Below are 15,246 nucleotides of genomic sequence, written 5' to 3'. Positions count from 1 at the left end.
AAAGCGGCCGCGTACTTCGCCAAGGATTCAAAGTGAAGTACGCGTTCATCGCCGAGCATCGCCTGCTGTTTTCGATCCGCGCCATGTGTCGGTGCCTGCGTGTCCAGCCCAGCGGCTTCTACGCCTGGCTGAAGGAGCCGCTGAGCAAGCGCGCGCAGGAAGACCACCGACAGACCGAGCTGATCCGCGCCGCATGGCGCGAGAGCGGCAAGGTCTATGGCTATCGCAAGCTCCACGACGACCTGGCGGACATGGGCGAGAGCTGCTGTCCCAACCGAGTTGCGCGGCTGACGCGGCTCGCCGGCATCCGGGCGCAGATCGGCTACAAGCGCCGCCCCGGCCACTATGGAGGCAAGCCATCCCTGGCGGTCGACAACACGCTCGATCGCCGGTTTGACGCGGAGGCGCCGGACAAGGCCTGGGTGACCGACATCACCTATATCCGCACCCACGAAGGCTTCGCCTATCTGGCAGTCGTGATCGACCTCTTCTCCCGCCGCGTCGTCGGCTGGTCCATGCAGGCCCGGCAGACCACCAACGTCGTGCTTCAGGCGCTGCTCGCCGCCGTCTGGCGACGCAAGCCGAAGGGCCGTGGCTGGTGCATTCGGATCAGGGGAGCCAGTTCACCAGCATGGAGTGGGCTTCGTTCCTAAAACACCACGATCTGCAGCCCTCGATGAGCCGTCGCGGCAACTGCCATGACAACGCCGTGGCCGAGAGCTTCTTCAACCTGCTCAAGCGCGAACGCATCCGCCGCAAGGTCTACCGCTCGCGCGACGAGGCACGCCGGGACGTGTTCGATTACATCGAGATGTTCTACAATCCGACACGCAAGCATGCACGGAACGGAATGCTGTCACCCATCGAGTTCGAACGGCAGCACAAAGCCAAAGCCGAGGGCGTCTAGAAAACTCGGGGCGGTTCATGGTAATGACGAAGCCGAATCTTAACTGCATGCTAAAAGCGGAGGCTTGACGGAGGCATTTGCTGCACGTGCAGGGCCCGATAATCCGCTATTGCGAAAGATAGCTGCCAGTGTCATCAATGCTCCACGCTAACAGATCGACATGTAGGTAGTTTGCAGAAAGGCAGCATCATCGATCGCCAGGGAGACCTAGTCACCATCCTTCTCCCTAATGTACATCCAGTCAGCACTGATCTCTGGGCCGTCGTCCTCCATTCTCACCGCTTGGCATCCCGTTGAGGTGGCTTCTCGCAGGTGATATCTGGGTCGATGCGCGAGCCTTGAGAGGCTTGGCGTCGCTAGATTTGGTTTTAAACCATTGGTAGGGACATGGCGGAGTCACACTCAACGCCTCGGTCAAATCGGGTTTTCGTCGCGTTCGCCGGAGGAGGCGCAAAGGGATTAATCCATGTGGGTGCACTCAAAGCGCTCGAAGACCGTGACGTCACATTCTGTGGCCTCGCAGGTACGTCGGCAGGTGCTATTGTCGCTGCGCTAAGGGCTGCAGGCTTTTCCTCGCGCGAGATGCTTGATCCGGACGGCAGCGCGTCCATCATCGATAAGCTCCGTGAGATCGATTCAAAGATCGTGAAGGCGACGGACATTTTCGGGCACGGTGGGTGGGCCCGGGTAGCGTTATTTCGTTGGGCCGCAAACCATCCTCAACTGCTGGCAGCTGCTACGTGCAGTGTTATTCTGGTTGGGCTCATTGGTCTGGTTGGAGTCGGCGCAAGTCGATCGTGTACAATAATATTTGCGGGAATCGCAAGTGTGCTCGCCCTGGCGTTCGTAGGCTTGCGCATTGGGCGGGTTTTGGTCGGTGGACTCGCCGACTTGCATCGTTTCCGCACAGCGCTTGCGACGCTGCTCCAGCATAGGATGTTTCCCGACGAGCCGGGTCGGATGGTCAAGATGAGCGACTTCGGATGCGAGGGAAGACCTACGCTCAAAATCGTAAGCGCCGATCTAAGCCGCCGTCGCCTTCAACTGTTCTCACCCGAGCGCACACCACAAATCGCGGTCGCCGACGCGGTCGCCGCATCAATCTGCTTACCGCTCATCTTCGCGCCCTGGCGGATTGGGCCATCAGCCTTTGTCGATGGTGGGATCGTTTCGAATCTGCCAGCTTGGCCTTTCGACGAAGAGCGCGAACTCGACCCCGAGGCTCTGACGATCGCCATCGAGATCGCCGATACATCGAATGCCCCGATCATTCGCCGCTTCAACTGGGTCCCCTCAGCAATCAGAACTGCACTGTTCGGCTCGGGGGAACTGAACCTACGAGTTTCGGGCCAAGCAGAGCAATTAGTGCTGGAGAGCGGACTCAAACTGCTCGAATTTGATATGACCCTGGAGCAAGCTCGCCAGGAAGTGCGCGATGGCGAAGCGGCGGCATCCGTCCGCCTTGACAAGCGTTTGTTTCGTCGACCGGAACTCTACCGCAATGCGTGTGGAGTGGCTCGCGGTCTTGCTGAGGATATCATTGAATCTGCACTCGGCATGAAAGCCCAACGGGTGCGAGTTGCGGTTGCGGCTCCCGAGCGCGACTACCACCACTCGTTGCGGCTGCGGTTTTTCTCCGGTTATGAGCCGGATACAGACGAGGGAATGCTGGTCCCGCTTTCCGGTTCGGTACTCGGCGCAGCGTGGTTGGGAGGCGAGTCGAGGTTTGAATTGGCACCTTTCCCCCCCGAACTTGATATGCCAGGCGACGCCAATCGCTTGCGCCGCAAATTGTGCTGGCCGGAGTTGGCTTGGCAATTATGCATCCCTATATCGGATACCAACGGGGAAGTCAGAATGGCCGTCCACATTGGGGGAGACGCTCAGCTACCTACCGATGAGCGTCTGGAGTACGCGATTACCGAGATCGAAAGTTCTGTAAGGGAGTTCTTTGATCTGATAATAAGAGAGCTGTTTGAATTGGAAGATGGCCATGGCTTGGAAAAGCACCACCCTTAGAAAGTCCGACATTGGCAGTCGTGCAACCATCACGGGGACGGCATCGCAGGTGGTTTCTAAGCACCGTCAAGCGATGGAGCAGGTGCTTCTCGACGCGAAGCGAATTGCTGACGAGCGTCGCCAAAAGCTCGATAGCATTCAGGATCCCGAATTGAAGCGCAGCGCCGCCCGATAAGCGATTGCCGCAGGCATCCATGAACGTTGTCGCGATTGGAATCGACATCGTCGATATTGAGCGATTTGATCGGCTTTATGGCAATTTCGATTCAGACGTCCTTAACCGCTGCTTCACTGCGGAAGAGCAGGCAGAGGTAGGCGCGGACGCTGATCGGCTAGTCCGGCTCGCCGCCCGGTTTGCGGCCAAGGAGGCAGTGCTTAAAACAATTGGTGGACTCCAAGATGGCATCTCGCTGACCGATATCGAGATTGTGTCGAACGGTACTATGCCGCCAATTGTGAAGGTGGCTGGCGGTGCGCTTTCCGCGGCGACAAAACGCGGTGTCAGTAGCTGGCAAATCAGTCTGACGCATGCCACTCACAATGCCGCCGCGGTCGCGCTTGCTTTTGGCGCCTCCCCCATGTAACGCAATGTTCGCGTCGTTCGGTCGATCTCCACGCTACCGCCTTGCGCGGCGACTATCTGCCGCCAAGCGGCAAAACTCTGGATGATCGCGCTCTGCCATAAGGCCTCTGGCTGCTCAGCTACCTCAAGGTGCGAACTCATTCCCCGCACCGTTTTCAGTAGCGCTTCGTCAACCCCGCCTGTGCCCTTGAGAAAATTGTGGTTGCGGCCATAGTCGAAGATGACAGCGGAGATTCCTTCCTCGATCACTGCGGCACGCCCGCCATCTTCCACCTCGTCGACCTTAGCGCTGCTACGACGCTTGCAACCGAGGAGCTTGCGCAGTACCGGCGACCACCCAAGGACAGCGACAAAGCCAGCATGAAAGACGTCATGGAAGCGGTAACCGTCGTCTTCATGAGCGTTGTCTGTCAACTCGGCGCCCACCTGCTCACCATCAAAGAGCGTGCGCACGATCACCCTGTCGCCATCTGCCTGCTGTTCGAATGAAAGGGTGAAGCGTTCAGGGAAGCTCTCGGTCTCCATGCCGCTGCCACCGAGCACAACTCCTGCACCATCTCCGAATCGTGCGCGTGTTTTTGCAAGATTGTCCGCGGCGACATCCTCCAGCTCTAGGCCATATTTGCTGGCGACATTGGCAACATACCAGAGGATATCGCCAAGCTCTTCACGCACCCGGTCGACAAAACGGACGTGCGACGGCCCGTCTCGCAAACGCTTCTTATATTCCGAGAGCAATTGACCTGCCTCGCCCGCAAGGCCTAGAAGAGGAACAAGTTGTGCAGCGTCGGCGCCGTTGAGGTTGGTGCGATCGGTCTCAAGAGCCAGACGCTGATATTCAGCTAATTGCATGGGAGCTTCCTTCATAGCAGTTGGGGAGTGCGGGCAGACCAGTTGTGCAATTGCTTATTGAGGCCCCACTTGGGCGGAAGCCATACCGGGAACGGCAGCCCTGCGGGCTTGAAGATTTGCTTAATGCGCGTGCGGCCCGATACTCCGGGAATTTCAGGGTGTGCAACGCGAGCATATTTGCTGATCTCACAAAATAGATTTTGACAATCGATAAGTTGAAGCGGGCGCCCCCAAAGCGTCTTGAAATCCAAATCTAAGCGCGAAAACTCGCGTTCTTGCTGATCGCACATGAATTCGATGATATCTTCCGGCTCATAATCGGAATAATTAACGAAGCATTTTGCAATTCCATCGCGCGCACCTGGCCCCGCAACGACGAAACTATCTTCGGCAAAATCGATGACGGTCGAATAATTAATATCTATAGCGAGTTGAAAAGCTAGAAAATCTCCAAATGACGGCATTTTCTTAAGCAATATAAAGACATCTGCAAGTGACATAGCTGCCTCAATGGCATCCGTTAATCCTCCGCCGAGCGCCTCTCGCACTAGACGTAAGTGACCGCGATGTTTAACGCCATCACCGTCTTTCCACCTTACCGGTGGAATAATGTAGGCCGCCGAGTACAGCTTCCCCCCACGCTGCATCGCTTCAGTTAAGACCAGATCGTAAGCTTTATAATCGAATGTCTCCCACCTCAACTGCCCGAGCTGCTCCTCAAGTAGGTTCCAAGTCTCGATCTTATTGAATAGCTTGAACATCAACACGCGAAATACGACCTCATTCGCGGCGTCGCTGCGGCCTTCGCCATAGACAACCTCGCGAATGAGAAACTGGCTGACGCGATCAGTGGCGCGATAAGCATTGGTGAAACGGTGCCGTGCGAGAATTGGATCGTCTGTCCAAGGCGCCTTTCTTCCCTCGAGCCTGCGAAAGAAAATTGCCTGGCGCTCCGCCGCGAAGCGCCAGTAAGTGTCGAACACAGGGGTTGGCTGAAGATCGGCAAATCGGTTCGATCTGCGAAACGCGGGGCGTGAATGGCCCATTGTCATGTCACGCCACACTCTGGAGGTTTTTGGATGCCGTAAGTTCGGCGCGCACTGTGGTGAGCAAGGCGGCGAAATCAGGATCAGACTTACCGATCTTGTCCATCTTTGCTATTCCGACAAAAATATTGAGTCGTTCAAGTCGGCGCCCCATCTGGGATGCCATAAATGCACCAAGGCGAGCGAGGCCGAGATAATTGCCGTAACCCTTGTGAACGATCTGTTGAGTGGCATAAAAGGCGTTTAAGATGAGCCCTTCATTTCCCAAGAACGTAAAGCTCACCTGCTGAAGGCAGGGAAATTCGAGTTGAGCAGTGGTTAGCATATCGCGATAGGGGTCGAACGTCGTAGCCTGCCATTTCGAACGCCGCCCATTTGGATTACGGTTGTATTCATCGAGAATCCAGGCAAGCTGATTGAAGCTTTTTCCCCCACCTTCGAAATCCACCATACGCTGGAAATATGAACCACGCTTATTGTTCTGTGGATTATAATCTTGTATGCGTGAAAAGGCCTCTCGGAACATTTCGAAAAAAGCAACGCGGTCCCCACCTGCCATTCGCCAATAGCGCTCGGGAAAAATCGTCCAAGCGACGTTCTCTATATCGCGCTTGCCTTTGGCCTTAAGTAATGCATCCACGCCGGCGCGAATCGCCTGCACTTCGGCGGGAGCTCCCTGATCGTCGAATCCCGTGATCGACAGACTTAGTGGCGAAATGGCCTCGACGCCTGGATGAGCAAGCCGATCAAGTACCGCCGCCCAACCCAATGATAGATTGGCTGCAACAATCGTTTCGGGTTCAGTCCTGCTCATCAGGGTCCTCCAAGAAGCGGTAGTTGGCGGGGCCGATAAACTTGGCCGGCGCCACGCGTGCCTCGGCCTGCCAATGTGCCGTTGTGACGTTTGCGCGGCCACGGCCAACCGCATCGTAGACATCGAAGCCCTCTATGGTCTGGCGCGGCTTCAGCATGGTACCGGTGATCTTGGCGCCAGATGGTACGGCGAGGGCAAAGCCTTCTTCGAGATCGATGCCCGTGGACTGTTGGTTCGAATCTAGGATAGCAAGGCCATTGGCCTCGTTATCACCGAGCAACCGCTTGCGAATGCGCTGTGGAGTCCATTTGCCGAGCTCAACGCGTACATTGCGCGGCATGTCCGACAAAGTTATCGAGAGGTGGGTAAGAAGGGTATTGTAACCGACACCGAACTCGGTCGCGATCGTCAGGATTTGAACCGGGTTGGCTGTCGCGGGCTTCCAACCGCGGCTGTTGAAGGCGCGCCGAACCCCGATCGACGGCATCAGCATGAACGCGGCGAAGGCATTGGCGAGGATTTCTTCGGGAATATCGGAGTCCTGGCGTTCGTCACCCTGAAGCTCATCGATTGTTGAACCGTGACCGAACCAATGATGGCCGACCTCATGAGCGCAGGTGAACGCCTGGCGCGCGAGCGGCCTCAATGCCGAAAGCATAATCCGTGGTGGGGCCCCCTTGCGATAGAAGCCTTCCATGCTGACTGGAAGGAAACGGACGCGAATGCCCATCGCCTCGGCGATAGAGTAGATATCAACAGGTGCGACGAGATCGAGGCCGAGGCTATCACGCACCTCTGACGCGGCCTGTGCACCATCGAGGATCAAATTGCGCCGATTCACGATTAACTCTTCTTCCCATCGTCGCTGTTGGTGCGGACAGCGGCAAGCGCGCGCAACAGCTGGTCGAGAGCATCGGGCGATAATTTAGCAAGCTCCCGCGCTGCAAGTTGGAGCTTCGGATCATTTATATTCAATTTTTCTGGCGCCTCCCCAAGAAGGTATTCAATGCCGACATCAAATATATCCGACAGCCGTGCAAGTTCATCGGCACTTACACGGCGATTGCCGGCCTCTATCTCACTGATCGAAGGCCGGTGCATGCCCATCATTTTGGCAACCTGCCCTTGACTAAGGCCAGCAAGCGTGCGCGCCTCACGGATGCGCTCGGCGATGCGCTGGCGCTGTTCAGGATCTTTGCTCATTCCGCCGCCACCGCGAAGCTCTGTGCGGCGACATGCGCGCAGATCAGCTGTGCCGATTGTTTGATCGTCAGCAAAGGGCCACCATTTTTGCCACCAAACACATGTACGTTATTCTCAATTTTCACTCCAAGCTCCTTGGCTATCCATGATGTCGCGACCGGCCAAACCGTACTGTCGAACTGATCGAGGACCCGACGCGGTACATCTCGGTCGGTCAAGGCCGGGCACGATAGCCCGCTCGCATCTTGCACCCTTTGCAGAGTCTTGATGATCGCTGCTTTGGCTTCATCGAGGGTCATAGGCACCGTCCTTACGCCTAGTAAGATAATCTTACCAAGAAGGGACGTCAAGCCGCTGGAACCCAACTTTCGGACACTCCCTATCCCTTTGGAAAGAAAGAGAGCAGAGGGCGTCACCGTTCTGTGCGCATTCACGTATCAGCTTCTGGCGCAAGTGGACCTTTTTGACGATTTGAAAGTCCTCCCTCCTCCGCAACCTCCTGCATTAACCTCGGACCCTTCGCGAGCCGCCGCCCCAACGTCGCGACAAACGCCTCGTACCGCTCCGCAGCCTTGGCTCGCGCGGCTTGGGCCGCCGACTCCGGCAAGGCCGGTGTGATCGCCAGCCAGAACCGCACGAACACGGCCAAGGTCTCGACGGCAATGCCGAGATCCCGCTCCTGCCGGGCCATCCGCCTATCCAGCTGATCGAGGCGTTTGGTGATGACAGCCTCCCGCTGTTCAGCCGCGTCAGGCGACAGAAAGGACGCGATGGCCGCCTCCGCGATCAGGGACTGGGGCTGGTCACGCCGTGTCGCATAGTCAGCCAACAACCCCATCGTCGTCGGATCCAGATAGACCGAGATCTGCGCTTTCTTCTTGCGCGGAGCCATAGACGTCACAGCTCCATACCGTCATTGGGGTCGAGCGAGACCTGACGTGCAACGCCTTGCGTGAGTCTGGTCATTCGACTGGTCCGTGCCGCATCGTCCTCAGCCTCATCGACCAGATCGATCTCGAACTCGTTCCGCACTTGCTGCAGCGCCTCCACCGTCTCGACCCGTGCGAGTTCGGGTTGGCGCCGTTGCTCCGAACCCGTGGTGTCCTCGTCGTCGCTGCCCTCGACCAGCAGGCTCAACTGTGACGGCGCTGGCAGCGGCAAGACGGTCCAGTCGTCGGGCTGGCGATTGCGAGGGGCCAAAAGCTCCGGCGGGGGCAGCACCCGCTCCCTGAAGCGCTCATCCTCATAATACCGAGCCTTCTTCGCCCGTATCGGCGGCGTGCCGGCGACCATGACGATCTCATCAGCGGGCGGAAGCTGCATGACCTCGCCCGGTGTCAGAAGCGGGCGCGCCGTCTCCGAGCGGGAGACCATGAGGTGGCCGAGCCAAGGGGAGAGCCGGTGGCCGGCATAGTTCTTCATAGCCTTCATCTCGGTGGCGGTGCCGAGAGCGTCGGACACGCGCTTGGCGGTGCGCTCATCATTGGTGGCGAAGCTCACTCGCACATGGCAGTTGTCGAGGATGGAGTTGTTCGGCCCGTAGGCCTTTTCAATCTGGTTCAGGGACTGGGCGATGAGGAAGCTCTTGAGCCCGTAGCCGGCCATGAAGGCCAGCGCGCTCTCGAAGAAGTCGAGCCGCCCCAGCGCCGGGAACTCGTCCAGCATCAGGAGGAGCCGGTGGCGGCCGGACTTCGCCTGCAGGTCTTCGGTGAGGCGGCGGCCCACCTGGTTGAGGATCAGGCGGATGAGCGGCTTGGTCCGGTTGATGTCCGAGGGCGGCACGACGAGGTAGAGTGTGGTCGGCCGGGCACCTGTTACCAGGTCGGTGATGCGCCAGTCGCAGCGCCGGGTCACCTCGGCGACAACGGGGTCTCGGTAGAGCCCGAGGAAGGACATGGCGGTGGAAAGAACGCCGGAGCGCTCATTCTCCGACTTATTCAGGAGCTCGCGAGCGGCGCTGGCGATCACCGGATGGGGACCGGCCTCCCCAAGGTGCGCCATCGTCATCATGGCGGCGAGGGTCGTCTCGATGGGCCGCCGGGGATCGGAGAGGAAAGCGGCGACACCGGCCAGGGTCTTGTCCCGCTCGGCATAGAGCACATGGAGGATGGCGCCCACGAGGAGGGCGTGGCTGGTCTTCTCCCAGTGGTTGCGCTTTTCCAGCGAGCCCTCGGGGTCCACCAGGATGTCGGCAATGTTCTGGACGTCCCGCACCTCCCATTCACCGCGGCGGACCTCCAGCAGGGGATTGTAGGCGGAGGACCGCACATTGGTGGGGTCGAACAGCAGCACGCGCCCATGCCGGGCTCGGAAGCCGGCGGTGAGCTGCCAGTTCTCGCCCTTGATGTCATGGACGATGGCCGAGCCAGGCCAGGTGAGCAGCGAGGGCACGACGAGGCCGACGCCTTTACCGGAGCGGGTGGGCGCGAAGCACAGGACGTGCTCGGGTCCATCATGGCGCAGATAGCCCCGTCCATGGCGACCAAGCACCACGCCGTCAGGACCGAGTAGCCCGGCTGCGCGTATCTCGTCCGACTCGGCCCAGCGGGCGGAGCCATAGGTCTCGACCCGCCTCGCCTCCCGCGCCCGCCAGACCGAGAGGCCGATTGCGGCGGCAATGGAGAGGAAACCACCCGAGGCGGCGATGATCGCGCCCTCGGTGAAAATCGCCGGCGCATAGGCGTCGTAGAAGTACCACCACCAGAAGAAGGCTGGCGGAGGATAGACGGGCCAGGGCCCCAGCAGGAACCAGGGCGGCCCGAGTTGGTCCTGGAAGCCGAGCCGCCACGCCACGAACTGCGTGGCGCCCCAGGTGGTGGCGAGCACTATGGCGAGGACGAGGAGGATCTGGCCCCAGAGGATCTTGGTCGCGGACATAAGGCGCTCCGGTGAGGGGTGGGGTCAGAGGCCGAGGCCGCGCTTGCGGCCGAAGGACCAATCGATGCCGCCGTCGGTGCGGGCGACACCGGAGACGTGCTTGCCGAGCTGCTTCTCCAGCGAGGGCGTCCAGGGCACGAGCTGGAAGCCGAGTCCGTCATCGATCATGGCGAAGCGACCGGAGGCGAGCGCGAAGCGCTGGCGGTAGGTGCCGGCGACATAGTCTCCCATGCCTGACCGATTGAACGGCTGCCCGGTCTCCCCGGAAAGCTTCTCGCCCAGCGCCTCGACCTCCCGCCGGCGCAGGGTCTCGATCAGGTCACGGGCGAAGGTGACGCGCTGGCCTTGGCGCTCGGCTAGCCCTTCCCGGACCAGATGATCTGCCCGACGTTCCATCGCCTCTCGCACCTCCGAACCAAAGCCGCCCTCCGACAAGGACGCCGGCGCTCGGCTGAGCACCTGCCGGTCGAGCCAGGTGGCACCGGAGGCCGTGATCTGCCGCTCGATGTCGAGGTCGGAGCGGACCGCGAGCGCAACCCGCGCCTGACTCCGCCCGTCCTCGAACCTCCGGAGCTCGACGATGGAGCCGGGAGCGCCATCGCCTGCCGCATCGAGGTCGGGTAGGCGGATGTGGTGAGAGCGCCCGTCGACACCATCCACGACGGCATAGGCTGAGCCCTTCAGCTCGTCATCGAGACCGCGATCGACGAGACGACCGATGACAGACGCGTCGAGGTTCTCTCCGGCGAGCACGTAGCTTGCCGTGCCCCGCTCGATGCCCTGCGCTGTGAGGGCGCGGTGCATCCGCTTGATGATATCACCGCGCTCGCTGAGCGCGCGCAGCGTCGCTTCCGCTTTCTCGTCGATCACCCATTGGCCGGGGCCGATCTCATCGGCGAGCCCGAGGGCCTCGAGCTTGCGCAGCCGGCCGACCTTCATCGGCAGGAAAGCATCCGGCCCGGCATCGGCATCGCGCGCCACATCGATCATGCCGGCCTCGCGCTGGTCCCGAAGCAGCTGGCGGTCGAGCTGGGTCCAGCCCTCCGCCTCGACCTGCCGCTCGACGGCGCGCTGGATGTCGAGGTCGGTGCGCGGGCCCAATTCCTGGGTGACCAGATCCTGAGCACGAGCGCGCATGCCCTCCTTGATGTAGTCACGGGAGATGACGAGGTCCTGGCCGTCATCGGTCCGGCCCCGCACCAATATGTGGAGGTGGGGATTGTCGGTGTTCCAGTGGTCGACGCCGACCCAGTCGAGCTTCGTGCCGAGGTCCTTCTCCATGTGTCCTACGAGATCGCTGGCGAAGGACCGGAGGCCGGCTATGTCCGCCGCGTCCTCGGGCGAAACGATGAACCGGAAATGATGGCGATCATCGGCGCAGCGCTCCGCGAAGGCGCGGCCGTCCCCCTCCTCGGCGCCCGGCCCGAACAGGTGCGCCTTCGCTCCATCCCGGGTCACCCCTTCCCGGCGCAGATAAGACAGATGCGCGGATAGTGGCGTGGCCCGCGCAGTGTGCCGGACCACGCGGGTCTTGACGACCACAACGCGCGAACGCCCGGTGAGCAAGCGATTGGCGACGACGCTGGCAGTCCGGCCTCGGCCGAAGTGCGAGCGGGCACCGGACGAGATCCGGCCGGATCGGGAGACATGCCCGCCGGCCTTCTGGGCCGCCGCGAGCGCCTGAGCGATGAAGGGCCGGCCCCGCTGCGCGCGGGTCGAGCGGATGCGGCCGGGCCGGACGCGGAATTCCCGGTCATCGGCCATAGCGCACGCTCACAAGGTGCAAGAACGCGAACGAGTGCAATGGCTTGATCACTTGACGCACATTGCCGATCTGCGGCGCAATGTGTGTTTGGCTGGAAATTCCCGAGCAGAAACAACCGCCCGACCGCAGCGCACCTTGCGCCCTTTTATCTCGCCATCTGTCGGTCGTTTCCCAGTCCTCCCGTCCCGTCCTTAGCCCGAACAGCAGAAGACCCGACAGGGTGCGAATGCGTCCGTTCGTGATCATCGCGCACCTCCGGAGCCGACGCGCGCGACGAAGAGGCCTTCCGCGCGCGGAGCGATGGCCGAGACGTCGCGCACATCAGGTGTCGGCGGAGCGCGATCCGTTGGCGCCGAATCTGCAGCCGGCGTCCGGATCGGCTGCACAGCGAAGATCGGAGCTTGAGCCCAGAACAGTGTCTCGACCACCGGGCGAAGGAGGGATTTCGGCGCGACGGGCTCGGTCTCCCCGCGCGCGATCTCTGGCACCAGCTTGTCAACATAGGCGCGCGTCTCCGGTGGCAGGGGGCGCCCTTTTCGCGAGGCTTCGTAACGGCCCGGCCCCGCATTGTAGGCCGCGAGGAAACCGGGATTGCCATAGCGGTCGAACAGCTCCCGCAAATACGCCGCGCCGGCCATGATGTTGTCGTGCGGATCGAAGGGATCCTCGCCGAGACCGTAATGGATGCGCAGTTTGGCCCACGTCTTGGGCATGATCTGCATCAGCCCCATGGCGCCTTTGGGCGACGTCGCGCGCGGGTCTCCGTCGCTCTCCGCGCGCACCACGGTGCGGATCCAGACAGAGGGAATGTCGAAGCGCTCCGCGGCCTCAGCGATGAAGTCGGCGTAGCGATCGACGGCGGATGGCGCGTTCCGGGGCGCCTGCACGTCAGCCGCGGGGACAGTCGTCGACGCGCCCGAGAGCACCCCGGAAAGGAGAAGGAGGACGGCGGCACGATGGCCTTTGCGCGTTCGCAGCAGCAGGCGCACGTCAGGCGAATTCATTCTGGTCCGCAGCATGGCGGCCTCGCGGAGTTTTGATGGTTGAGGCGGTGGGCAGCGCTCAGTGTGTCGGCGCGCGCCAGACGAAGTGGCCATCGCCGGCCTCGTCGGTGTAGATCGGCATGGCGCGGCCGATGACGGTGCTGGCCGGAAGCGGCCCGAAGTACCGCCCGTCCAGGCTGTCGGGCACGTCGAAGTTCATGAGGAAGAGCTCGCCCTCGGCAATGCGGCGGCAGCCGCGCCAGACCGGCAGTGGACGGCCCATGCGGTCACGCTCCAGCGCATCGCCATACGCCACACCATCGACCGTGATGGTGCGGTCCCTCCGGCAGACATCCTGTCCGGGAAGCGCAGCCACGCGTTTCATCAGCGGCACGCCGGCGCCCACATAGCCGCGCTCCACCAGGAAGCGGGCGAGCACAACCGGCGGCGCGATGGCGAGGAGGTCCGTGACCTCCAGCCTGCGCGCCGGCTCGATGGCATAGAGCCCGATGGGCGCGCTGGCGGAGACGTTCCACACCAGCTTCAGCGGCGTGGGGACGAACGAGGCAGCCGCCACCCCCATCACCGAGAAGTAGGTGGCCATCACATAGCCGAAGCGGGTCATGCCTCGCACTCCCGGCGCTTGAGCCATGCCTGATGGCGCTCGACCGAGTACGCTCGCGGCATGTGACCGGCTACCAGGCGGTTGTGGACATGGCGCCAATGGTCCGGTGCCACGTCCGCGCCATGGATGCCGAGGGTGTCGACGGCATCCATGTGCTGGAGCACCTTCTCCACCTTCGGCCAACCGTCGGCGCGCAGCAGGATCTCGCCGCCGGGGCGTACGAAGGGCAGCGTCTGGTAGGCTTCACCCGGCGCGACGGCGCGCACGATGTCGATGCGCGAGACCACGGTGCCAAAGTCGTTCGCCGCCCATCGGACAAAGGCGAAGATGGAGTTCGGCGCGAACGATACGATGCGGCGGCTGCGGTCGAGTGTCTGCGCATGGACCGGCCGGCCGAAGCGGATCCAGTTCTCGATCCGCTTCTCGATCCAGGTCAGTTCCACATGGGTGAGTGGGTCAGCGGTTGGCGCAGACGGCGCCGGGGCGACTGTCCGGGGCACGCAGGACGATACGGACGGACCGGTCATAACGCATCTCCTGAGGTGGGAGGAAACTCGCGGGCGAGGAGATCGCGGAGCATGTCCGCGACGGTCTGGCCGCGGCCGAAGGCGGCGATCTTGATGCGCCCGCGTAGATCGGGCGTGACGTCGATGGTGAGCCGCGCGGTGAAGGCGCCGTCGCTCGACGGCTTCATGTCCGCGGCCTTGATCCAGTGCTCTGGATCGGCCGGCCGGGCGGCAAAGCCCCGGCGGGTGGGTCGTGTGCTCATGGCGCAGATCCCGGACCGGCGAGGTGGTCAATCTCCGCCGCGAGGGCTGTCACCTCCCGCACCGCCGGCCCGCCGGCGTCGAGCTCACCGACAAGCCGTCCGGACTGCGCTGACATGGCGAAGGCGACGCGTTGGCCAATGGTGGTGGCGAGCACAGGCGGATTGTGATCTGCCAGCGTCTCAGCCGTCTCGCGAGCAAGCACCGTGCGGGCGCCGCAGCGGTTCAGCACGAAGCGCGCGGCAAGCTCGGGCCGATAGATGCGGGCCTCGTTTAGGAGGGACAGCATCTCGGCAGACGCCCAGCCATCGAGCGGTGATGGCTGCACCGGGATCAGCACCAGGTCGGCGGCGAGCAACGCCGAGCGCATCAGGCCGGCGACACGGGGCGGCCCGTCGATGACGACCATGTCAGCATCCCGCGCCAGCTCCGGGGCTTCCCGGTGCAGCATATCGCGGGCAAGACCGACGACGCCGAACAGGCGCGGCAGCCCCTCGCGGTTGCGCTGCTGCGACCAGTCGAGGGCCGAGCCCTGAGGGTCCGCATCGATGAGGGTGACGCGTCGGCCGCGGCTCGCCCACGCGCCGGCGAGATGCAGCGCCAAGGTGGTCTTGCCGACACCGCCCTTCTGGTTGAGCAGAGCGACGATCATCGGGAGCCTCCCAATGGACGGGAAGCAGCTGAGAGAGACTTTCCGACCTGAGTTCCGGCTTTACGGAAAACCTGATCGCATTCATTCTCGAACGAGGCCACTGCGGAGCGGCTATTCACATCGGCTTCGCGCGCAGAAAAGTTAGAATCTACG

18 protein-coding genes and 1 pseudogene are annotated in these 15,246 nt (G+C 61.9%); 4 read left to right on the top strand and 15 right to left on the bottom strand.

Translation table 11 applies throughout. The features are described from left to right. From V5F61_RS20775 to V5F61_RS20760, 4 genes and pseudogenes are all read left to right on the top strand, one after another. Positions 1–907 (top strand): annotated as a pseudogene (locus tag V5F61_RS20775) (IS3 family transposase); the annotation flags it as partial. Between the two features lie 387 nt (positions 908–1,294). After that, positions 1,295–2,926: a patatin-like phospholipase family protein gene (locus V5F61_RS20770; protein WP_393990564.1), complete on the top strand. Its 1,632-nt coding sequence runs from the start codon at positions 1,295–1,297 to the stop codon at positions 2,924–2,926. Continuing rightward, complete coding sequence (locus V5F61_RS20765) at positions 2,901–3,101, top strand: hypothetical protein (protein ID WP_393990565.1); 201 nt, start codon at positions 2,901–2,903, stop codon at positions 3,099–3,101. The genes V5F61_RS20770 and V5F61_RS20765 overlap by 26 nt, the downstream gene beginning before the upstream one ends. A 19-nt stretch (positions 3,102–3,120) precedes the next feature. Further along, the gene (locus tag V5F61_RS20760) at positions 3,121–3,510 is read left to right on the top strand and encodes a holo-ACP synthase (protein WP_393990566.1); all 390 of its coding nucleotides are present in this window, start codon (positions 3,121–3,123) and stop codon (positions 3,508–3,510) included. On the opposite strand, the gene V5F61_RS20755 is transcribed toward V5F61_RS20760, so the two are convergent. The 15 genes from V5F61_RS20755 to parA all read right to left on the bottom strand — a co-directional run bounded on the left by V5F61_RS20755 (position 3,462) and on the right by parA (position 15,093). Continuing rightward, positions 3,462–4,361, bottom strand: coding sequence for a nucleoside triphosphate pyrophosphohydrolase family protein (locus tag V5F61_RS20755; protein ID WP_393990567.1), 900 nt, complete (start codon positions 4,359–4,361; stop codon positions 3,462–3,464). The two genes, V5F61_RS20760 and V5F61_RS20755, sit on opposite strands and share 49 nt — an antisense overlap. Before the next feature lie 11 nt (positions 4,362–4,372). Beyond that, positions 4,373–5,407: a nucleotide kinase domain-containing protein gene (locus tag V5F61_RS20750; RefSeq protein ID WP_393990568.1), complete on the bottom strand. Its 1,035-nt coding sequence runs from the start codon at positions 5,405–5,407 to the stop codon at positions 4,373–4,375. A 7-nt stretch (positions 5,408–5,414) separates the two neighbouring features. Then, positions 5,415–6,221 carry a thymidylate synthase family protein gene (locus tag V5F61_RS20745; RefSeq protein WP_393990569.1) on the bottom strand — a complete coding sequence of 269 codons (807 nt, stop codon included), beginning with the start codon at positions 6,219–6,221 and terminating at the stop codon, positions 5,415–5,417. Next, the gene (locus V5F61_RS20740; RefSeq protein WP_393990570.1) at positions 6,208–7,062 is read right to left on the bottom strand and encodes an ImmA/IrrE family metallo-endopeptidase; all 855 of its coding nucleotides are present in this window, start codon (positions 7,060–7,062) and stop codon (positions 6,208–6,210) included. The genes V5F61_RS20745 and V5F61_RS20740 overlap by 14 nt, the downstream gene beginning before the upstream one ends. Positions 7,063–7,064: 2 nt before the next feature. Beyond that, positions 7,065–7,424: a helix-turn-helix domain-containing protein gene (locus tag V5F61_RS20735; RefSeq protein ID WP_393990571.1), complete on the bottom strand. Its 360-nt coding sequence runs from the start codon at positions 7,422–7,424 to the stop codon at positions 7,065–7,067. Continuing rightward, on the bottom strand, positions 7,421–7,723 hold the full coding sequence (locus tag V5F61_RS20730; RefSeq protein ID WP_393990572.1) for a hypothetical protein: 303 nt from the start codon (positions 7,721–7,723) through the stop codon (positions 7,421–7,423). The genes V5F61_RS20735 and V5F61_RS20730 overlap by 4 nt, the downstream gene beginning before the upstream one ends. Positions 7,724–7,854: 131 nt before the next feature. Beyond that, positions 7,855–8,316, bottom strand: a complete 462-nt coding sequence (locus V5F61_RS20725; protein ID WP_393990573.1) for a CopG family transcriptional regulator — start codon at positions 8,314–8,316, stop codon at positions 7,855–7,857. A gap of 5 nt (positions 8,317–8,321) precedes the next feature. Further along, positions 8,322–10,301: a conjugal transfer protein TraG gene (locus tag V5F61_RS20720; RefSeq protein ID WP_394104080.1), complete on the bottom strand. Its 1,980-nt coding sequence runs from the start codon at positions 10,299–10,301 to the stop codon at positions 8,322–8,324. Between the two features lie 24 nt (positions 10,302–10,325). Continuing rightward, complete coding sequence (locus V5F61_RS20715) at positions 10,326–12,065, bottom strand: relaxase/mobilization nuclease domain-containing protein (protein ID WP_393990603.1); 1,740 nt, start codon at positions 12,063–12,065, stop codon at positions 10,326–10,328. After that, complete coding sequence (locus V5F61_RS20710; protein WP_393990604.1) at positions 12,055–12,312, bottom strand: hypothetical protein; 258 nt, start codon at positions 12,310–12,312, stop codon at positions 12,055–12,057. The genes V5F61_RS20715 and V5F61_RS20710 overlap by 11 nt, the downstream gene beginning before the upstream one ends. Continuing rightward, on the bottom strand, positions 12,309–13,085 hold the full coding sequence (locus V5F61_RS20705; RefSeq protein ID WP_393990605.1) for a lytic transglycosylase domain-containing protein: 777 nt from the start codon (positions 13,083–13,085) through the stop codon (positions 12,309–12,311). Before V5F61_RS20705 ends, V5F61_RS20710 begins: the two co-directional genes overlap by 4 nt. 43 nt (positions 13,086–13,128) lie before the next feature. Further along, a complete protein-coding gene (locus V5F61_RS20700) occupies positions 13,129–13,674 on the bottom strand; it encodes a S26 family signal peptidase (RefSeq protein WP_393990606.1) in 546 nt (181 codons plus the stop codon). Next, positions 13,671–14,201, bottom strand: coding sequence for a DUF2840 domain-containing protein (locus V5F61_RS20695; protein ID WP_393990607.1), 531 nt, complete (start codon positions 14,199–14,201; stop codon positions 13,671–13,673). The genes V5F61_RS20700 and V5F61_RS20695 overlap by 4 nt, the downstream gene beginning before the upstream one ends. Further along, entirely contained in the window at positions 14,198–14,443 is a 246-nt protein-coding gene (locus V5F61_RS20690) for a hypothetical protein (RefSeq protein ID WP_393990608.1), read from the bottom strand. Before V5F61_RS20690 ends, V5F61_RS20695 begins: the two co-directional genes overlap by 4 nt. Beyond that, positions 14,440–15,093, bottom strand: coding sequence for a ParA family partition ATPase (gene parA, locus V5F61_RS20685; protein ID WP_393990609.1), 654 nt, complete (start codon positions 15,091–15,093; stop codon positions 14,440–14,442). Before parA ends, V5F61_RS20690 begins: the two co-directional genes overlap by 4 nt. Positions 15,094–15,246 lie beyond the last annotated feature (153 nt).

This window comes from Xanthobacter sediminis (genome assembly GCF_043195015.1).
Classification (GTDB): Bacteria; Pseudomonadota; Alphaproteobacteria; order Rhizobiales; family Xanthobacteraceae; genus Xanthobacter.
This window is presented reverse-complemented; position numbering and strand designations above follow the sequence as displayed.